Below are 18990 nucleotides of genomic sequence, written 5' to 3'. Positions count from 1 at the left end.
CCGAATCCCGGCATTCAGAATTCCCCGCGATACCAATTCTTCAATTTCTTGAACAAGCTGCCCGCGCGCCCGGTCGGAATCGATGGCCGGCGCGGGTGTTCGATCTGGCTGCCCATCAGCAGCAGGCCCACGCCGGAGGCGTGTACCGGGTTGCCGACGACTTCGCCCAGGCCGGTGACGTGCTGCGGAATGCCCACGCGCACCGGCATCTGCAACATTTCTTCGGCCAGTTCCACCACGCCTTCCATCTTCGAGGCACCGCCGGTAAGCACCATGCCGGCGCGCACCATTTCTTCGAAGCCCGAACGACGCAGTTCGGCCTGCACCATCTCGAAGATTTCCTCGTAACGGCCCTGCACCGCCTGCGCGAGTGCGTGGCGCGGCATGCGGCGCGGCGGGCGGTCGCCCACCGACGGCACCTGGATGCTTTCTTCGGCGGTGGCCAGCTGTGCCAGCGCGCAGGCGTAACGCACCTTGATCTGCTCGGCTTCCGGCGTCGGCGTGCGCAGCATGTGCGCGATGTCGTTGGTGACATGGTCGCCGGCGATCGGCAGCGAGGCGGTGTGGCAGATCGCGCCCTGCACGTAGACCGCCAGGTCGGTGGTGCCGGCACCGATATCCACCAGCACCACGCCGAGTTCGCGTTCGTCGGCGGTCAGCACCGCCACCGACGATGCCAGCGACGACAGCACCAGATCGTCGACCTGCAACCCGCACTTCTGCACGCACTTGGTGATGTTGGCCGCGGCCGACTGCGCGCACACCACCAGGTGCGCATGCACTTCCAGGCGCACGCCGGTCATGCCGACCGGATTGCGGATGCCCTCCTGCGAATCGTCCAGCACGTACTCGCGCGGAATCGCGTGCAGGATGCGCTGGTCGGCGGGGATGGCCACGGCCTTGGCCGCGTCGAGCACGCGTTCCAGATCGCTCCAGGTCACTTCGCCGTCGCGGATCGGCACGATGCCGGGCGAGTTCTTGCACTGCACGTGGTTGCCGGAAATCGAGGCGTACACCGAGCGGATCTCGCAGCCCGCCATCAGCTCGGCCTCTTCCACCGCACGCTGGATCGACTGCACGGTCGATTCGATATCCACCACCACCCCGCGCTTGAGACCGCGCGATTCATGCGAACCGATGCCGATCACTTCGATCGGATTGCCGGGCGAGTACTCGCCGACCAGCGCGACGACCTTGGAGGTGCCGATGTCCAGTCCAACGATGAGGGATTTGTCGCCTTTGCGATTCATGTCTTAAAGCCGGGATTCGAGATTCGGGATACGGGATTGGGAAAACGCGGAACTGCCTGGGCGACGGGAGGTGCGGAAGGTGCTGCGCGATGCCGGGGCTGCGCTTTTTCCAATCCCGAATCCCCACTTTCCAATCGCTGCCGTTCGACGGTAAATCCGTTGGTGTAGCGCAGGTCGGCGCGGGCGATCGGGCGCTGTGGATCGGATAGCTGCGGCAGCACGCGGGCGAAGCGCTGCAGCCGTGCGCGTGCATCGTCGCGGCCGACCACGATCTGCACGCCATTGCTCAGCCCCAGCGACCAACTGCCGCGCGCGTCCATTTCAAGACGCTCCACATCCAGCCCGGTCGGTGCGAACAGCGCGCGCGATTCGTTGTACAGCGCCACCACGTCCTGGGTCTTGCTGTCCGGCCCACCAAGCTGCGGCAACTTGAAATCCTTCAACAGCGGCGGGGTGCGAAACAGCCGGCCCTGCTCGGACAGCATGCGGTCGGTACCCCAGCGCGCGAACGGCTTGTGCTCGGTCACGTGCACTTCCAACACATCGGGCCAGCGCTTGCGCACCTGCGCACTTTCCACCCACGGCAACCGCGCAATGGCGTCCTGTGCCTGCTGCAGTTTCACCGCGAAAAAGCCGGCACGCGCATACGGCAACACCACCGTACGCAACTCTTCGGCCGGCACCCGCTTGAAGTCGCCGGACACGCGCAACTTCGCCAATGGCCAACGCTCGGCACCGACCCAGCCATTGAGCACGGCCACCACCGGCAGCGCGACCAACGCCAGCGCGAGCAACCAGGCCAGGATGCGTAGGGTGGCGTTCATTGGTGTGCTCCGCACACGGGATTCGGCATTGGGGATTGGAGATTCGTCACGGCAGCAGCAACAGCAAGGGCGCGCATCGCGTCGCTGTTGGCCAATCCCGAATCCCGAATCCCCAATCCCCGCGTCACAGCGTCTGCTCCAGCACGCGCCAGACCAGTTCTTCGAAATCGATGTCGAGTTGGCGGGCAGCCTTGGGCACCAGCGAATGGCTGGTCATGCCAGGAGCGGTGTTCACTTCGAGCAGATACAGCTGGCCGCTGCTGCCATCGCGCATCACGTCCACGCGACCCCAGCCACGGCAGCCGGCAGCGCGGAAGGCGTCCAGCGCGAGTTGGCGAATCTGCGCTTCGGCCTCGCCTTCCAGGCCCGGGCACAGGTACTGGGTGTCCTCGGCGATGTACTTTGCGTTGTAGTCGTACCATTGGCCCTTGGGCACGATGCGGATGGACGGCAACGCGGTGTCGCCGAGCACGGCCACGGTGAGTTCGTCGCCTTCGATCAACTGCTCCATCAACAGCGCACCGTCGTAGCGCGCCGCCAGGGTCACTGCTTCTTCGAGCTGCGCCTGGTCGAACACGCGGCTGACGCCGACGCTGGATCCTTCGTTGGCCGGCTTGACGATGACCGGCAACCCGATCTGCTGTGCAGCGGCATGGATTGCCTCTGCGCTGGCGCCAGCGGCCAGCCGCGCGTAGCGCGGCGTCGACAGGCCCAGCGACAGCCACACCTGTTTGGTACGGATCTTGTCCATGCTCAGCGCCGAGCCCAGCACGTCCGAGCCGGTATAGGGCACGCCGAAGGCTTCCATCAGGCCTTGCACGATGCCGTCTTCGCCGCCGCCGTTATGTCCGTGCAGCACGTTGAACACGCGATCGAACTGCTGCGCGACCAATGCCTTGGCCAACGCCGGAATGCCATCCACCGGCTGCGCATCGACACCGCGCGCGCGCAGCGCCTCCAGCACGTTGCTGCCGGAATTCAACGACACCTCGCGCTCGGACGAGGTGCCGCCGAGCAGTACGGCGACGCGTCCAAAGGCTGCCGGATCGCTGGTGCGAACGTTGCCGACCAACGCGCTCATGCCTGCTCTCCGACAAACCCGTTGCTGATGATGTGCTGGGCCACGTAACCGATATCGCCGGCGCCCATCATCAACAGCAGGTCGCCGTCCTGCAGGACGTCCGGCAACACTTCGGCAAGCCCGGCAATCTGGCCGACGACCACTGGCTCGCTGCGGCCGCGCGCACGGATGGCGCGTGCCAATGCGCGCGAATCGGCGCCCGGGATCGGCGCTTCGCCGGCCGGGTAGACCTCGCTCAGCACCAATGCGTCGACCGTGCTGAGTACCGCGGCAAAGGCGTCGAACTGGTCGCGGGTGCGGCTATAGCGGTGCGGCTGGAAGGCGACGACCAGACGCTTGTCCGGCCAGCCGCCACGCGCGGCGGCGAACACCGCTTCGAGTTCGCGCGGGTGATGGCCGTAATCGTCGACCACGCGCACACGTGCCCCGCTGCTGGTGGTGACTTCGCCCAGATCGTTGAACCGACGGCCGATGCCGGCAAAGTTTTCCAGCGCGCGCGCAATGGTGTCCGGCGCCACGCCGAGCTGCCAGCCGATTGCGGCAGCCGCCAGCGCATTGAGCACGTTGTGACGGCCCGGCAGGGCCAGCGTCACCGGCGTGGTGGTGCCTTCGGGCAGGCGCAGCGTAAAGCGCATCCGTGGCCCGTCCTGCACGACATCTTCGGCGCGCACGTCGGCGTTTTCGCTCATGCCGTAGCTCATTACGTGGCGCGGCGTCTTGCCGGCCAGTGCAGCCACTTCCGGGTCGTCGATGCACAGCAACGCCAGGCCGTAGAACGGCAGGCGCTGCAGGAATTCGGCGAATGCAGCCTGCACGCGGGCAAAATCGTTGCCGTAGTTTTCCAGGTGATCCGCATCGATGTTGGTGATCACTGCCATCAACGGATTCAGGCGCAGGAAGCTGCCATCGCTCTCGTCGGCCTCGGCGACCAGCCACTGGCCGCCACCGAGCTTTGCGTTGGCACCGGCAGCCAGCAGCTGGCCACCGATGACGAACGTCGGGTCCAACCCGCCTTCGCTCAACACCGCAGCCGCCAGGCTGGTGGTGGTGGTCTTGCCATGCGTGCCTGCCACCGCAATGCCACGACGGAAACGCATCAGCTCGGCCAGCATCGCCGCGCGCGGCATGATCGGAATGCGCTGGCTGCGCGCTTCCATCAACTCGGGGTTGTCTTCGCGGATGGCGCTGGATACCACCACGCAATCGGTGCCCAGCACGTTGGCCGCCGAATGGCCGCGCATCACGCGCGCACCCAGCTTGGCCAGCCGGCGCGTGGCCGCGTTGTCGGCGTTGTCCGAGCCGGACACTTCATAGCCCAGCGTCAGCATCACCTCGGCAATGCCGCTCATGCCGGTACCGCCGATGCCGACGAAATGCACGCGCGGGAACGCCCGCACCAAATCGCCACTGTCTTGCAGACGGCGGATCACGGGGCACCTCCTGCGGAGGCGCCGGGATTGGGGAGTCGGGATTGGGGATTGGTGGCGATCAACTGCGCCGAACGGTCGCCATTTACGGATGTCTGCATGCTGCCCTGTTTGTGCGTTTGCTTGTTGCGAATCCCCAATCCCGCTCGCTCTTGGACAGCCGGAGGCTGGCCATCTCCACTCCCGGCCTCTTGAAGAATGATGTCGGCGATGCGCTCGGCGGCGTCCGGCTTGGCCAGGGTGCGTGCGGCGTTGGCCATCGAGAGGCGACGAGTCGGGTCGGCGAGCAACGTCTGCAACACCTGCTGCAAGCGCACTGCCAGGCTGTCGTCCTGCTTGAGCAGCACGGCGGCGTCGGCGCCGACCAGGTATTCGGCATTGCGGGTTTGATGGTCGTCCACGGCGGCGGCGAACGGCACCAGCACGCTGCCGACACCGGCGGCGCATAGTTCGGCCAGGGTGGATGCGCCAGCGCGGCACACCACCAGATCGGCCCAGGCATAGGCCGCGGCCATGTCGGCGATGAAGGGTTCGACGCTGGCGTTGACGCCTGCCTGCAGGTAGGCCGCTTCGGCTTCGGCGCGCAGCTTCTCGCCGCACTGATGGCGCAACTCGACCTCCGGGTGACCCAGTGCAGCCAGCGCTGTCGGCACCGCCTGGTTCAACACACGCGCGCCCTGGCTGCCGCCCAGCACCAGCACGCGTACCGGGCCGGTGCGGCCCACCAAGCGATCGGCCGGCGCCGGCAATGCAGCGATTTCTGCACGCACCGGGTTGCCTACCGCTTCTTCGCCAGCAAAGCTGCCCGGAAACCCGGTCAGCACGCGGCGCGCGAAACGCGACAACACCTTGTTGGTCATGCCGGGGGCGCGATTCTGTTCGTGCACCAGCAATGGCGCACCGAGCAGGCGCGCAGCCAGGCCGCCCGGGCCGGCCGCAAAGCCGCCAAAGCTGATCACCGCACGCGGACGGCGCTTGCGCAGCACGAAGCCGGCAGCGCGCACCGCGCGCATCACCCGCACCGGCGCACCGAGCAGCTTCACCACGCCCTTGCCGCGCAAGCCGCTGATGGCCAGCGTATCGATAGGAATATCGTGCTGTGGCACCAGGCGGGTTTCCATGGCGCCATCGGCGCCCAGCCAGGTCACCGGCACGCCGCGCGCGCGCAGCACCTTGGCCACGGCCAAGCCCGGGAAGATGTGCCCGCCGGTGCCGCCAGCCAGAATCATGACCGGCCGCATCATCGCAGACGACGGTGCGGGCATTTGCGCGGCATGGGCAGAAACGCTCACGCAATCCTCCCGAAGGTCGGTTCCACACGCGGTTGCATGCGGCTGGTGCCGCGCAGGATGGCCGACGCCGGCGCTACGTAGGCGGCGGCAACCGGGGGAGCGGCCGGCGTGGGCGTAGCGCCAGTGTCGCGCTGCGGCTTGTGCGCAGGCGCGTACGCCGGCGGCACCGAATCGACCACCGGCTCGGCCGGCTCAGCTGGCGAGGTGGCCGCGCCCTGCGGAGACAACTTGCTGCGCAGGCGCTCGGCGCGATCGGCTTCGTAGGACACCCGCAGCAGCACACCCATCGCAAGACAGGTCATCAGCACCGATGAGCCGCCCGACGAAATCAGCGGCAGGGTCAGCCCCTTGGTCGGCAGGATGCCCAGGTTGACGCCGATCGACACGAAGCTCTGCATCGCGATCCACAGGCCGATGCCGAAGGCGATATAGCCGGAGAAATGCCGCTTCATCTCCACGCAGCGCATGCCCAGCCAGAAGGCGCGACCGACCAGCAGCGCGTAGAGCCCGATCACGCCGCACACGCCCACAAAGCCCAGCTCCTCGGCGATCACCGAGAAGATGAAGTCGGTATGCGATTCGGGTAGGTAGTTGAGCTTCTGCACCGAAGCGCCCAGGCCCACGCCGGTCCACTGGCCGCGGCCGATGGCCATCAGGGCGTTGGACAGCTGGTAACCGGAGCCCAGCTGATCCACCCACGGGTCCATGAAGGAGGTCACGCGTCGCATGCGGTACGGCTCGAAGATCACCAATGCCACCAGGGCCGGCAGCAGCAGCAGGATCGGCAGGATGATGCGCCCGATCGGCGCACCACCCAGCACGAGCATGCAGGCGGTCACGCTCAGCAGCAGCATCGAGGAGCCGAAGTCCGGCTGCAGCAGCAACAGGCCGACCAAGAAGCCGACCACAAATACCGGTTTGAGCATCGCCTGCCAGGTCGCGTTGACCTCGTCGCGGAACCGCACCAGATAGCTCGCAAGCCAGATGATGTAGAACACCTTCACCGATTCGACCACCTGGAACCGCGACACGCCCAGGTTGATCCAGCGCTTGGCGCCATTGACGGTGCTGCCCAGGCCAGGCACGAACACCACCACGAGCAGCACAAAGCAGGCCAGCAACAGCATCTGGTTGTGCTGTTCGATGGTCTTGAGCTCGGTGCGCATCGCCCAGAACGCCAGCGCGATGCCACCACCCAGGAACAGCAGGTGGCGGGTCAGGTAATAGAACGGGCTGGCTTCCAGTTCGATCGAGCTGGACGCCACCATCACCACGCCCAGCGAGGCGAGCGTGACTGCCGCCCCGAGCAGCCACGGGTCGTAGCGGCCGCCGATGGCGTCCAGTCGTGTGGCCTGGCGGGACATGTCGTTCATCAGCGCACCTTCAACGTAGCAAGGCCGATCAGCACCAGCACCACCGAAATGATCCAGAAGCGCACGATCACGCGCGGCTCCGGCCAACCCTTGAGCTCGAAATGGTGGTGGATCGGCGCCATGCGGAACACGCGCTTGCCGGTCAGCTTGAAGCTGGCCACCTGGATCATCACCGACAGCGTTTCGATCACGAACACGCCGCCCATGATCACCAGCACCATCTCCTGACGCACGATCACCGCGATGGTGCCGAGCACTGCGCCCAGCGACAGCGCGCCGATGTCGCCCATGAACACCATTGCCGGGTAGGTGTTGAACCAGAGAAAGCCCAGCCCTGCCCCGGCGATCGCGGAGCAGATGATGATCAGCTCGCCAGCACCGGGAATCAGCGGGATTTTCAGGTATTCGGCAAACACCACGTTGCCCGAGGCATACGCGAACACGCCCAGCGCGCAGGCCACCAGCACGGTCGGCATGATGGCCAAACCATCCAGGCCGTCGGTGAGGTTCACTGCATTGGAGAAGCCCACGATCCAGAAGTAGGCGATCACCACGAAGCTCACGCCGGCCAGCGGCAGCGCGATCGACTTGAACATCGGGATGTAGAACGTGATCGCCGCCGGTACGTCGGCGGTGTAGTACAGGAACAAGCCAGCGGCCAGACCGAAGATCGACTGCAGCAGATACTTCCAGCGCGACTTCAGGCCATTGGGATCGCGTTTGACGATCTTGATCCAGTCGTCGTACCAGCCGATCGCACCGAAGCAGATCATCACTGCCAGCACCAACCACACGTAGCGGTTGCGCAGGTCGCCCCACAGCAGCACCGACAAGGTGACGGTGAGCAGGATCAGCGAACCGCCCATGGTCGGCGTGCCGGCCTTGGAAAAATGCGTTTGCGGGCCGTCCTGGCGGATCGGCTGGCCGCCCTTGAACTGGGCGAGCTTGCGGATCACCGCCGGGCCCATCCACAACGACAGGAACAGCGCGGTCAGCGCAGCCAGGATGCCGCGGAAGGTCAGATAGTTGAACAGCCCGAACAGGCTCTCCAGTTGCTGCAGCCAACGGGCCAACTCAAGCAGCATGGGATGCGTCCTCCGCCGATGCGAGCAGCGCGGTGACGACGCGGTCCATCGCGCTACCGCGCGAGCCCTTGATCAGGATCGTGATGGAGGCGACGCCCGGAAGCGCGTTGGTGGATGGCGATTGCTGTTGGTGAATCACTGCATGTTCCTGCGTATTTCCTGATCCGTGCTGCGGCACTTGCTGTCGCTGGCTGGTGGCATCGACCAGATCCGCCTGCAAGGCGTCGATCAACTCGGCGTGCGTGGCGAACACACGCCCGCCCTCGCCGAACGCGTGCGCGGCAGCGGCGCTCAGTTCGCCCAGCGCATACAGCCGCTGCAGCTTGGCCGCGCGTGCGCGACGCCCCGCGGCGGCATGCAGTGCCACGCCTTCGGCGCCGAGTTCGCGCATGTCGCCCAGCACCAGCCAGCCTTCGCCCGGTGCGGCGGCCAAGGCATCGATGGCCGCATCCAGCGAGCCCGGGTTGGCGTTGTAGCTGTCGTCGATCAGGACCGCGCCATTGGGCAAGGTCTGCGCGATCTGCCGGCCGGCCACCGCGCGCGCCTGCGCCAGACCGTCGGCGATCACCGGCAAGGCGATGCCGGCACCGAGTGCAAGCCCGGTTGCCGCCAGTGCGTTGAGCACGTTGTGGCGGCCCGGCAACGGCAGCGCAATCGGCGCCTCGCCCTGCGGCGTGACCAGGGTGAACTGCGCGCCGCCGGTGTGCAGACGCAGCTGACGCGCAGTGATCTCGGCACTGGCCTGCAAGCCATAGCGCAACACGCGACGTCCCTGCACCGGCTGGCTCTGCAACTGCTGTTCGAACCACATGCCGAACGCGTCGTCGGCGTTGATCACCGCCACGCCATCGGCGGGCAGCGCGGCGTAGATGGCGCCCTTGGTCCGTGCCACGCCAAGCAGGCTGCCCAGACGTTCCAGATGGGCGGGCGCGATGTTGTTGACCAACGCCACATGCGGCTTCGCAATCTCGGTGAGATAGGCAATATCGCCCGGCTTGCCGGCGCCCATTTCGTAGATCGCAAAGTCCGCATCGTCGGGCGCGGCGATCACCGCCAGCGGCAAACCGATCTCGTTGTTGCGGTTGCCCGGCGTGGCGTATACGGTGGTGCCATCCACGCGCCCGGCTTCCTGCAGGATCGACAGCAGCAGCGCCTTGACGCTGGTCTTGCCGTTGGAGCCAGTCAGCGCAAGCACACGCGTGGCGCGGTCGCGCTGCATGCCGGCGGCGATGCGCGCCAACGCCAGCTCGGTGTTGTCCACCCCCACCTGCGCCACGCTCAGCGCCGGCAGCAGGCGATCGACCAGCACACCGCTGGCACCGCGCGCGACCGCCTCGGTGGCGAAATCGTGCCCATCAAAGCGTTCGCCGCGCAGCGCCACATACAGGCTGCCGTCGGCAAGCGTGCGGGTGTCGTTACCGACCGCATCGATCATGGTGTCGTCGCCGTGCAGCTCGCCGCCCGCCCAATGTGCGATCAACGACAGTGGCGTGAGCTTCATGGCCGCACTCCCAACACGGTGCGCGGCAGCAGCGCCTGCGCCGCCACGAGGGCGTCGTCGAAGGCGTGCCGCACACCGGCAATTTCCTGATACGGCTCGTGGCCCTTGCCGGCGATCAACACGATGTCCGATGGGCTGGCCATGCCGATGGCCTGATGGATCGCAGCGGCGCGGTCGCGCTGCACGATGGCGGCATCCGGTCGCGCGAAGCCGCGCAGGATATCGGCCACTATCGCATCGCCGTCTTCGCCACGCGGGTTGTCGTCGGTCACGATCGCCACGTCGGCCTTGAGCTCGGCAATCGCCGCCATCTGCGGGCGCTTGCCGGTGTCGCGTTCGCCACCGCAGCCGAATACGCAGATCAGGCGGTCCTGCGCATGCGAACGCAGGCTGCTCAATGCCTGTTCCAGCGCATCGGGCGTGTGTGCGTAATCGACCACCACCAACGGTGCGCCATGCGCGCCGCCGAGGCGGTTCATGCGGCCATGGATGGGCTGCAACTGGCCGAGCACACTGGCGATCTGCGCAGGCGCAAACTCCATCGCCCACAACGCCCCGGCCACGGCCAGCAGGTTGTCCACGTTGAAACGGCCCAGCAGCGGCGAATGCACCGGATGCACTTGGCCCTGGACATTCAACGCAAAGTTGATGCCGTTGTGGTCCAGCTGCAGTGCCTGCGCACTCACGCGGGCGTCAGCATGCGCGCGCGAGCTCACACCGATTGCGCGCAGCGCGGGATCGAGCACAGCGAACAGCGTGCGGCCGAAGCCATCGTCCAAGTTCACCACGGCCGCTTTCAACCCCGCGCGGGTGAACAGCTTGGCCTTCGCCGCGCCGTATTGCGCCATGTCGCCGTGGTAATCGAGATGGTCGCGGGTGAGATTGGTGAACACTGCCACGTCGAAATGCACCGCATCCACGCGGCCCTGATCGAGTGCGTGCGAGCTGACTTCCATTGCCACGGCCTGCGCACCCTCATCGCGCAACTGCGCCAACAGGGCATGCGTTGGCAGCACCAGCGGGGTGGTGAAACCGGTCGGCACGGCCGCGCCATACAGACCGACGCCCAGCGTGCCGAGCGTGCCGGTGGGCGTACCAAGCAGCGTCAAGGCCTGCGCCAGCAGCTGCACGGTGGAGGTCTTGCCGTTGGTACCGGTGACGCCGACCATGCGCATCGCCTGCGATGGCCGGCCATGAAATTGATCGGCCATCACGCCAAGGCGCGCGCGCAAGCCAGGCACGGCAATCGCATCGGCCGGGACCGGCAGACCGTCGGGAGCCGGCGGCTCGAACAACACCGCCGCCGCGCCATTGGCGCGCGCCTGTTCGACAAAGCCCAGACCATGCGCACCGAAACCGGCGATCGCCACGAATGCATCGCCCGGGCGCACGGCGCGGCTATCCATCACCAACCCGGACACCTGCACGTCGTGCGTCAATGCCACATCCGGCAGCAACTGCGAAAGCGCCATGGAGCGGCTCACTGGCGGCTCTCCTGCAACGGCGCGGGCTGTGCTGGCGCGGCAGCCGGCGCAGGCGCCAGTGCGGTCGGAATGCCGGCAGAGACTTCATCCACCGGGTCCGGCACCAGGGCCGGATCCGGATCGGCCGATTGCGGCTTGACCACCGGCTGGCCGGTCTTGCCGGCCGCCTGTGCGGCCAGCCACGACTGGATATCGTCCGGCGGCACGTCCATCAAGCGCAGCGCGCCTTCCATCACGCGATGGAAGACCGGCGCCGACACCAGACCGCCGTAATACACCTTGCCTTGCGGATCGTTGATCACGATGACGGTGGCAAAGCGCGGGCGCGTGGCCGGCACCAGGCCGGCGAACAGGGCGTTGTAATGCCCGCGCTCGTAGCCGTTGGCGCCATTCTTGCGCGCCGTGCCGGTCTTGCCGGCCACGTGGTAGCCCAGAATCGCCGCGCCCTTGGCGCCGCCCTGGGTCACCACGGTCTCCATCATGTCGATGACCTGGCGCGCCACTTCCGGCGTGATCACCTGCCGGGTTTCGTTGTGCTGGCCACGCACGAAGGTCGGCGGAGTGAGCTTGCCGCCGTTGCCCAGCGTGGCGTACGCCTGGGCAATCTGCAGCGGCGTCACCGACAGGCCGTAACCGTAGGACATCGTGGTCTTGGACGGGCCGCTCCAGCGCGCCGGCTGCAGCACCACGCCGGCCGATTCGCCGGGGAACCCGCTATGCGGCGCGCTGCCGTAACCGAAGTTGCGGATCGACTGGTAGAAGGTCTGGTCGGGCACCTTGGCCGCGATCTTGGCCGCGCCGATGTTCGAGCTGCGGGTGATCACGCCGGTGACGTTGAGCACACCGTTATTGCGCGGCACATCGCGAATGGTGAAGCGCCCCACCGACATGTAGCCGGGGTTGGTATCGATGACGGTGTCCTTGGTCACCACGCCGGCCGTCAGCGCGGTGGCCACGGTCAGCGGCTTCATCGTCGAACCCGGCTCGACCAGATCGGTGACCGCACGGTTGCGGCGCGCCGACGGATTGATACCAGTGACCGAATTGGGGTTGTAGGTCGGCAGGTTGACCATCGCCAGTACTTCGCCGGTGGCCACGTCCATCACCACCATCGAACCGCCGGCCGCGTTGTTTTCGACCAGTGCGTTGCGCAGCTCCTTGTAGGCCAGGAACTGGATGCGGCGGTCGATGCTCAGCGTCAGGTCCTTGCCCGGTTGCGCCGGACGCACCAGGTCCACGCTTTCCACGATGGCGCCGCGCGCATCGCGCACCACCTTCTTGGAACCGGGCTTGCCGCGCAGCCATTCGTCGAATGCCAGCTCCAGGCCTTCCTGGCCGCGGTCGTCGATGTTGGTGAAGCCCAGCACATGGGCCATCGCCTCGCCTTGCGGATAGAAGCGGCGGAACTCGCGCTGCGAGAACACGCCAGGAATCTTCAGATCGACAATCGCATGCGCCTTGTCCGGATTGATCCGGCGCTGCAGGTACATGAATTCCTTGCCGGCCTTCTGTGCCAGCTTGGCGTTCAACTCGTCCAGCGGCTGCCCGAGCGCTTTTGCCAGCTCGGGAATGCGGTCCGGGTTGCGCAGCAGTTCCTGCGGATTGACCCAGATCGATTCCACCGGCGTAGACACCGCCAGCGGCTCGCCGTTGCGGTCGGTGATCATGCCGCGCGAGGTGGCGATGGGCAGTTCGCGCAGGTAACGCGCTTCGCCCTGACGCTGGTAAAAATCGCGATTGACCAGTTGCACGTAGGCCGCGCGGCCGATCAGCGTCACCGAGCACAGGCCAAGCGCGATACCGACCAGGGTCAGGCGACCACGGAGGTTGAAATTGCTACGGGGGCGGTTGCGGCCGGTTTTCATGGCGCACCTCCGTGTGCGCCACCCTGCGGGCAGCTGCGCTGTGCAAAACGGCTGTCCTGCCGTTTTGTCATGGCGGCACCTGCATAAGCGCCACCCTGCGGGCAGCTGCGCTGTGCAAAACGGCTGTCCTGCCGTTTTGTCATGGCGGCACCTGCATAAGCGCCACCCTGCGGGCAGCTGCGCTGTGCAAAACGGCTGTCCTGCCGTTTTGTCATGGCGGCACCTGCATAAGCGCCACCCTGCGGGCAGCTGCGCTGTGCAAAACGGCTGTCCTGCCGTTTTGTCATGGCGGCACCTGCATAAGCGCCACCCTGCGGGCAGCTGCGCTGTGCAAAACGGCTGTCCTGCCGTTTTGTCATGGCCGCACCCACATAAGCGCCACCCTGCGGGCGGCTGCGTCGTGCAACGCGGTTGTCCTGCCGCAAGCTCATGGGCGCACCACCACGATGTCGTTGGTCTCGGGGAACTTCATCCCGATGCGCGCACGTGCGACCTGGTCGACCCGGTTGCTTTCCGCCCAGGTGGCCTGCTCCAGCTGCAGCCGGCCGAATTCGATATTCAATTCGTCGCGCGTGTGCTCGAGCTTGGACAACTGCACGAACAGCTTGCGATGCATGTGGCGCATGTACACCACACCGATCGCCGAGGCGATGCTGCAGGCAAGCAGCACGACGAGCAGCAAGCGGCTCATGCGGCGTCTCCTTGAGACGCCGGGATTGGGGATTGGGGATTTGGGATTCGCTTGGAGCGCTCTTCCAATCCCGAATTCCGAATCCCGACTCCCAGCTTTTCAGCTACCCGCAACACCGCGCTGCGGGCACGCGGATTGACGTTCAATTCGGCGTCGTCGGCCTTGATCGCGCCGCTCACCAGCTGCAGCGTGGGAACGAACGGCTGGGCTTCGGGCAAGCGGCGGTTGCTCGGCGGGGCCTTGGCATAGCGGGCCATGAATTGTTTGACGATGCGATCTTCCAGCGAATGGAAGCTGATCACCGCCAGTCGGCCGCCCGGCTTGAGCGCGTCCAGGGCGGCGTCCAGCCCGGCTTCCAGATCGGCCAGCTCGCGGTTGATGTGGATGCGGATGGCCTGGAAGCTGCGTGTGGCCGGGTGGGTCTTGCTGTCGCCGCGCGGCATCACCGACGCGATCAGGTCGGCCAGTTGTGCAGTGCGCAGCAGCGGCTGTTCGGCGCGCCGCGCCACGATGGCGCGCGCGATGCGGCGGCTCTGGCGTTCTTCGCCATAGGTCCACAGCACATCGGCGATCTCGCGCTCGCTGACCTGCGCCAGCCACTGCGCCGCGCTCTGGCCGTTGTCCGGGTCCATGCGCATGTCCAGCGGGCCGTCCTTGCCGAAACTGAAACCGCGCCCGGCCACGTCCAGCTGCGGCGAAGACACGCCCAGGTCCAGCAGGATGCCGTCGACGGTGGCCGCGGCCACCACCTGGCCGAGTCCGGCAAAACTGCCGCGATGGATGGACACGCGCGCATCGCCACCGAAGCTGTGTTCGGCCACTGCGATCGCTTCGGGGTCCTTGTCCATCACCAGCAGTCGACCTCCCGGGCCAAGGTGTTCCAGCACGCCGCGTGCGTGCCCGCCACGCCCGAACGTGCCATCCAGATACGTTCCGTTTTCGGTCACTTGCAGGCCATCCAGAACCTGCGTGTACAGCACCGGCACATGCGCCGCCGGCGGCTGCGACACCGGGTGACCGGGCTGCGCTTCACCGCGCATCCGGGCACCCCGGCTCACAACCTGAGATCGAGCAATTCATCGCCCAGATCCCCGTCAGACAATGTCTGCTGGATCAGTGCGCGATGTGCCTGCTCGCTCCAGAGTTCGAACTTGTCGCCCATGCCCAGCAGCACGGCCTTTTTTTCGATGCCCACCGCATTGCGGTGGCTGGCCGGAATGCTCAGACGGCCGTTGGCGTCCAGCTCCAGCACGGCGGATGAACCCACCAGCTTCTGTTGCAGCGTGCGGACCACGCGCTGGGTATTGGGCTTGGACATCACGTCGTCGCGCACCCGCTCCCACTCCTTTTCCGCATATAGCCACAGGCATCCGGCTTCGAAGGGGTTGTAGGTGAGGACCAGGCGATTGCCGCTGACACGCGCAACGAGGTCGCGGTATGCGGTTGGCACCGCCATACGCCCCTTGTCGTCCACCGTGATGGCAGTCTCGCCCTGAAACACCGAATGCAACCTCGAATACCCGCTGGGGGATCATTGAACCACGAAAAACCACAAAACACCTGGTTTTCCCTCCGTTGCCCACCTTAGCAGTGCGCCAAAGGTTGTCAACAGTTTTCAAGACCACAAATCGCCAGTTGCATCAATGAGTTGCGGCACTCTTTAGAGACTTGTTCAAAGGTTATCCACAAGTTGCTGTTTCGTCTCATATTTTGAGATTGAACGGAAATTCAGGGCGGTGAAGGCCATGTAAACCCGACTGCCGTCTCACTTCACATTGCGCCAGCTACGTATCCCAACTGCGCAAACAAGATGACAATCGGCGGCATGTGCTTGGTCGCTCTCGCCTGGAAAGCCCACCCGCGCTGGCGTTTGCTGCTGGTGGGCAACCGCGACGAATTCCATGAACGTCCCACTGCGGCACTGGCGCGCTGGGCGGCGCCGGCCGACAACATGCTGGCCGGCCGCGACCTACGCTCCGGTGGCAGTTGGGTTGGCCTGGGTCGGGACGGACGCGCTGCGGTGGTCACCAACGTGCGTGACCCGCTCGCCACGGCCTCGGGGCGCTCGCGCGGGCATCTGATCGCCGACTATCTGTCCGGCAGCCTGAGCGCTACTGCCTACGGCAACGCACTGGCCGGTGCCGCCCACGAGTTCCCACCTTTCAACCTGTTGCTGTGCGACGCCGACCGTTGCGAGCACCTGAGCAACCACCCACCGCTGGCACGGCGACTGGCTGCGGGCATCCATGGCATGTCCAACGGACCGCTGGATGCGCCGTGGCCCAAGACCGCCGCGCTGACCAGGGTGCTGCACCGCTGGTGCGCCAGTGGCGAGGAAGACCTGCAGCCGCTGTGGGCCGCCCTGGGCAACCCGGCCATCGCCCCCGACGCTGCGCTACCGCAGACCGGCGTGGACCTGCCCACCGAACGCCTGCTCTCGGCCGCCTTCATCAGCGGCCCCAGCTACGGCACCCGCGCCAGCACCATCGTTGCGGCAGACCATCACGGCCACGGCTTCATCCACGAACGACGCTTCGGGCCGAATGGGAGTTTCCAGGGCGAGACACGCCTGGAGATCCCTGGCTCGCGTTGACAAGCCACAATCATGCGCATAGCGTGCGCATAAACCAGGAGCCAACGCATGAATCGCTATTACGACGTTTCAGCGCAGAAGAAGCCGCTGAATCTGACCATCAATGCCGACCTGGCGGCGCAAGCCCGCGCGATGACTGGCAACCTTTCGGCAAAGGTGGAAGAGTTGCTGGCCGAGTACGTCACCAAGGAACGCGACAACCACAGCGCCAGAGCGGTTGAGCTGCAACGCGCCGCGAGCGAATGGAAGGTCTTCACTGAAGCGCACGGCTCCTTCGCCGACGAGTTCTCCACGCTATGACCGGCCAGTTCGATGTCTACGCCAATGTCGGCCAGAACAAGAACATCCCGTACGTGGTGGTGGTCCAGTCGAAGATCTTCGACGCCTCTCCTCGCCGCGTCGTCGTGCCCCTGGTCATCAAGTCCGGCCACTCCCCGACCCCATCCCGTTTCACCCCGGAACTCACCGTCGCCGGCCACAGCGTCATCCTGCAGCCTCTGGAAATGACCTCGGTGCCGCTGGCCGTGCTCAACAAACCTGCCGGCACATTGAAGGACCAAGGCCAGATCATCATCGACGCCCTGGACGAGCTATTCACCCGCTCGTTCGGTTAAGCGCAAAACAGAAAAACGCGTCAAGCAAGGCCGCAGCAACGCACACAGCGTTCGCCGCGAGGGCAAAGCCCAAGCCAAGCAGTAAAGATCGAAGCAGCAATCGCATTGATCGCAGACAGCCGAAAGCACCAGACAACTTACCGAGTGCAAGCCCTCTTGAATCAAGGGGCGCGGCGACAACCGCGGGGATGTGGCAGACCCGGAGCGGGACCCGCGTCTTGTACCGCCTGCAGCGGTACCAAGCGTGGGCGCCTTCGAGAAGGGCGAACGCCCGAATGAAGGCGGCGACGCGTCGCGAGAGCCTCGACCAACGACCTACGCCTCGACCAACTGCCTACCTGCAAGCCCCCTTGAGTCAAGGGGGCGCGGCGACAGCCGCGGGGATGTGGAATGCCCGGAGCGGGACCCGCGTTTTGTATCGCCTGCTGCGGTACAAAGCGTGGGCGCCTTCGAGAAGGGCGAACGCCCGAACGAAGGCGGCGGAGCCGGCCGATAAGCCGGGTTCTGTCGTGGACAGTCATTCGTCTAGGCGCTACGTCACCGCAGCGCTCAAGCAACCTACCCGGATCCAGCGCGGGCCACGCCAATGGATCCCTATTTGGTCTTGCTCCAGGTGGGGTTTGCCGTGCCGGTCCGTTACCGGACTCGCGGTGCGCTCTTACCGCACCATTTCACCCTTACCGGCTCCCCGAAGGGAACGTAGGCGGTATCTTTCTGTTGCACTGTCCGTCGGCTTGCGCCGCCCAGGCGTTACCTGGCACCTTGCCCTATGGAGCCCGGACTTTCCTCGGCACTCTTGCGAGTGACGCGACTGTCTGGCCGACTCCGCCGGGGCGCATTCTACGCTATCGCTGCAGTGCAAAACGGCGCGGCGATTTCACGCTGGCCATTGCCTTGTAGGAGCGCACCCGTGCGCGAAAGGGGGTACCGACCCACCACCGTCGCGTCCAGGCACGCTCCTGCAATGACCGCATTAGCCGCCATACAACGCCTTCCGCGGCGCGCCAGTCAGCTCGGCGGCGAGCTTGGCGGCGGTGGACGGGGGCAGGTGCTCGGCGAGCTTGGCGTAGACGCGGCGGCCTTCGGCGAGCTGGCCGTCGGCAGCGTCGGCGGCGCCCTGCACCATCACCACGAACTCGCCCTTGCGCTGGTTGTCGTCGGCTTCGACCTGGGCCTGCAGCTGCGCCAGGCTGCCGTCGAGCACGGTTTCGAACAGTTTGGTCAGCTCGCGGGCGATCACCGCCGGGCGGTCATCGCCGAAGGCCAGGCGCAGGTCGGCCAACGATTCGACGATGCGGTGGGACGACTCGTAGAACACCAGGGTGCGGGTCTCGCCGGCCAGCCGCGCCAGGCGCTCGCGGCGGGCGGCGCTCTTGGCCGGCAGAAATCCCTCGAAGCCGAAACGGTCGCTGGGCAGGCCGGCCACGCTGAGCGCGGCGATCGCCGCACAGGCGCCCGGGACCGGGCTGACCTTGATGCCGGCCGCACGGGCGGCGCGCACCAGCTTGAAACCGGGGTCGCTCACCAACGGGGTGCCGGCGTCGCTGACGATGGCCAGCGACTCGCCTTCGCGCAGGCGCGCCACGATGCGTTCGGACATGGCGTCTTCGTTGTGGTCGTGCAGCGCCAGCAGCGGGCGGTCGATGCCGAAATGGCCGAGCAACTGGCGGGTATGGCGCGTGTCTTCGGCGCAGATCGCGGCCACGCCACGCAACACCTCCTGCGCGCGCGGCGACAGGTCGGCCAGGTTGCCGATCGGCGTGGCGACCACGTGCAGGGTTCCAGGGGACGTCATCAGCGGTTTTCCGGGGGCAAAGGGTAGAATCGTAGCGTTTTTAACGGTCCGCCCCGGCGGCCCCTGTCCAATGGATCTGAAATGAACAAGCGTGTTGCAAGGATCTCTGCCCTTT

General features: G+C 66.1%; 17 protein-coding genes and 1 other RNA gene. 3 read left to right on the top strand and 15 right to left on the bottom strand.

Features of this window, described 5'->3' with window-relative positions:
* Positions 1-14: 14 nt before the first annotated feature.
* From ftsA to mraZ, 13 genes are all read right to left on the bottom strand, one after another.
* Positions 15-1250 carry a cell division protein FtsA gene (ftsA, locus tag ACCQ16_RS03960; RefSeq protein WP_003485272.1) on the bottom strand — a complete coding sequence of 412 codons (1236 nt, stop codon included), beginning with the start codon at positions 1248-1250 and terminating at the stop codon, positions 15-17.
* A complete protein-coding gene (locus ACCQ16_RS03955; protein WP_029818683.1) occupies positions 1247-2074 on the bottom strand; it encodes a cell division protein FtsQ/DivIB in 828 nt (275 codons plus the stop codon). The genes ftsA and ACCQ16_RS03955 overlap by 4 nt, the downstream gene beginning before the upstream one ends.
* Before the next feature lie 124 nt (positions 2075-2198).
* On the bottom strand, positions 2199-3155 hold the full coding sequence (locus tag ACCQ16_RS03950) for a D-alanine--D-alanine ligase (protein ID WP_218196039.1): 957 nt from the start codon (positions 3153-3155) through the stop codon (positions 2199-2201).
* A complete protein-coding gene (gene murC / locus ACCQ16_RS03945) occupies positions 3152-4585 on the bottom strand; it encodes a UDP-N-acetylmuramate--L-alanine ligase (RefSeq protein WP_011346425.1) in 1434 nt (477 codons plus the stop codon). Before murC ends, ACCQ16_RS03950 begins: the two co-directional genes overlap by 4 nt.
* On the bottom strand, positions 4582-5874 hold the full coding sequence (gene murG / locus ACCQ16_RS03940; protein WP_031421105.1) for an undecaprenyldiphospho-muramoylpentapeptide beta-N-acetylglucosaminyltransferase: 1293 nt from the start codon (positions 5872-5874) through the stop codon (positions 4582-4584). The genes murC and murG overlap by 4 nt, the downstream gene beginning before the upstream one ends.
* Entirely contained in the window at positions 5871-7247 is a 1377-nt protein-coding gene (ftsW, locus tag ACCQ16_RS03935; protein ID WP_122273266.1) for a putative lipid II flippase FtsW, read from the bottom strand. The genes murG and ftsW overlap by 4 nt, the downstream gene beginning before the upstream one ends.
* A complete protein-coding gene (gene mraY, locus ACCQ16_RS03930; protein ID WP_003485285.1) occupies positions 7247-8332 on the bottom strand; it encodes a phospho-N-acetylmuramoyl-pentapeptide-transferase in 1086 nt (361 codons plus the stop codon). Before mraY ends, ftsW begins: the two co-directional genes overlap by 1 nt.
* On the bottom strand, positions 8322-9833 hold the full coding sequence (locus ACCQ16_RS03925; RefSeq protein WP_372380210.1) for a UDP-N-acetylmuramoyl-tripeptide--D-alanyl-D-alanine ligase: 1512 nt from the start codon (positions 9831-9833) through the stop codon (positions 8322-8324). Before ACCQ16_RS03925 ends, mraY begins: the two co-directional genes overlap by 11 nt.
* Positions 9830-11305, bottom strand: coding sequence for a UDP-N-acetylmuramoyl-L-alanyl-D-glutamate--2,6-diaminopimelate ligase (locus ACCQ16_RS03920; RefSeq protein WP_218498747.1), 1476 nt, complete (start codon positions 11303-11305; stop codon positions 9830-9832). The genes ACCQ16_RS03925 and ACCQ16_RS03920 overlap by 4 nt, the downstream gene beginning before the upstream one ends.
* Positions 11306-11313: 8 nt before the next feature.
* Positions 11314-13182, bottom strand: coding sequence for a peptidoglycan D,D-transpeptidase FtsI family protein (locus ACCQ16_RS03915; protein WP_008571988.1), 1869 nt, complete (start codon positions 13180-13182; stop codon positions 11314-11316).
* A 427-nt stretch (positions 13183-13609) separates the two neighbouring features.
* Positions 13610-13873 (bottom strand): cell division protein FtsL, encoded by a 264-nt coding sequence (ftsL, locus tag ACCQ16_RS03910; protein WP_005910928.1) that lies wholly within the window; start codon positions 13871-13873, stop codon positions 13610-13612.
* Positions 13870-14913, bottom strand: coding sequence for a 16S rRNA (cytosine(1402)-N(4))-methyltransferase RsmH (rsmH, locus tag ACCQ16_RS03905; RefSeq protein ID WP_277573342.1), 1044 nt, complete (start codon positions 14911-14913; stop codon positions 13870-13872). Before rsmH ends, ftsL begins: the two co-directional genes overlap by 4 nt.
* Positions 14914-14927: 14 nt before the next feature.
* Complete coding sequence (gene mraZ / locus ACCQ16_RS03900) at positions 14928-15374, bottom strand: division/cell wall cluster transcriptional repressor MraZ (protein ID WP_003485296.1); 447 nt, start codon at positions 15372-15374, stop codon at positions 14928-14930.
* 309 nt (positions 15375-15683) lie between these two features.
* Here mraZ and ACCQ16_RS03895 point away from each other — a divergent pair, with 309 nt between their 5' ends.
* Genes ACCQ16_RS03895 through ACCQ16_RS03885 form a run of 3 tightly spaced genes read left to right on the top strand, consistent with a single transcriptional unit; the run spans position 15684 to position 17080 of the window.
* Positions 15684-16466 carry an NRDE family protein gene (locus ACCQ16_RS03895; protein WP_127167620.1) on the top strand — a complete coding sequence of 261 codons (783 nt, stop codon included), beginning with the start codon at positions 15684-15686 and terminating at the stop codon, positions 16464-16466.
* 48 nt (positions 16467-16514) lie between these two features.
* Positions 16515-16766, top strand: a complete 252-nt coding sequence (locus ACCQ16_RS03890) for a type II toxin-antitoxin system CcdA family antitoxin (RefSeq protein ID WP_277573339.1) — start codon at positions 16515-16517, stop codon at positions 16764-16766.
* Positions 16763-17080: a CcdB family protein gene (locus ACCQ16_RS03885; RefSeq protein WP_008571283.1), complete on the top strand. Its 318-nt coding sequence runs from the start codon at positions 16763-16765 to the stop codon at positions 17078-17080. The genes ACCQ16_RS03890 and ACCQ16_RS03885 overlap by 4 nt, the downstream gene beginning before the upstream one ends.
* A 477-nt stretch (positions 17081-17557) precedes the next feature.
* Here the strand turns inward: ACCQ16_RS03885 and rnpB are convergent.
* Positions 17558-17907, bottom strand: an RNA gene (rnpB, locus tag ACCQ16_RS03880) — RNase P RNA component class A.
* Between the two features lie 146 nt (positions 17908-18053).
* A complete protein-coding gene (gene rsmI / locus ACCQ16_RS03875; protein WP_029818675.1) occupies positions 18054-18875 on the bottom strand; it encodes a 16S rRNA (cytidine(1402)-2'-O)-methyltransferase in 822 nt (273 codons plus the stop codon).
* Between the last annotated feature and the right edge of the window lie 115 nt (positions 18876-18990).

It is taken from the genome of Xanthomonas sp. NCPPB 1062 (genome assembly GCF_041481705.2).
Lineage (GTDB): Bacteria > Pseudomonadota > Gammaproteobacteria > Xanthomonadales > Xanthomonadaceae > Xanthomonas > Xanthomonas euvesicatoria.
The sequence above is the reverse complement of the archived record's forward strand: the minus strand, read 5'-3'. Positions and strand labels throughout refer to the sequence as shown.

Coding starts and splice junctions, on each gene's coding strand:
- ACCQ16_RS03885 (WP_008571283.1), top strand. CDS start 16,763: ATGACCGGCCAGTTCGATGTCTACGCCAATGTCGGCCAGAACAAGAAC.
- ACCQ16_RS03950 (WP_218196039.1), bottom strand. CDS start 3,155: ATGAGCGCGTTGGTCGGCAACGTTCGCACCAGCGATCCGGCAGCCTTT.
- ACCQ16_RS03920 (WP_218498747.1), bottom strand. CDS start 11,305: ATGGCGCTTTCGCAGTTGCTGCCGGATGTGGCATTGACGCACGACGTG.
- ACCQ16_RS03890 (WP_277573339.1), top strand. CDS start 16,515: ATGAATCGCTATTACGACGTTTCAGCGCAGAAGAAGCCGCTGAATCTG.
- ftsW (WP_122273266.1), bottom strand. CDS start 7,247: ATGAACGACATGTCCCGCCAGGCCACACGACTGGACGCCATCGGCGGC.
- rsmH (WP_277573342.1), bottom strand. CDS start 14,913: ATGCGCGGTGAAGCGCAGCCCGGTCACCCGGTGTCGCAGCCGCCGGCG.
- ftsA (WP_003485272.1), bottom strand. CDS start 1,250: ATGAATCGCAAAGGCGACAAATCCCTCATCGTTGGACTGGACATCGGC.
- ACCQ16_RS03895 (WP_127167620.1), top strand. CDS start 15,684: ATGACAATCGGCGGCATGTGCTTGGTCGCTCTCGCCTGGAAAGCCCAC.
- rsmI (WP_029818675.1), bottom strand. CDS start 18,875: ATGACGTCCCCTGGAACCCTGCACGTGGTCGCCACGCCGATCGGCAAC.
- ACCQ16_RS03925 (WP_372380210.1), bottom strand. CDS start 9,833: ATGAAGCTCACGCCACTGTCGTTGATCGCACATTGGGCGGGCGGCGAG.
- ACCQ16_RS03915 (WP_008571988.1), bottom strand. CDS start 13,182: ATGAAAACCGGCCGCAACCGCCCCCGTAGCAATTTCAACCTCCGTGGT.
- mraY (WP_003485285.1), bottom strand. CDS start 8,332: ATGCTGCTTGAGTTGGCCCGTTGGCTGCAGCAACTGGAGAGCCTGTTC.
- ftsL (WP_005910928.1), bottom strand. CDS start 13,873: ATGAGCCGCTTGCTGCTCGTCGTGCTGCTTGCCTGCAGCATCGCCTCG.
- ACCQ16_RS03955 (WP_029818683.1), bottom strand. CDS start 2,074: ATGAACGCCACCCTACGCATCCTGGCCTGGTTGCTCGCGCTGGCGTTG.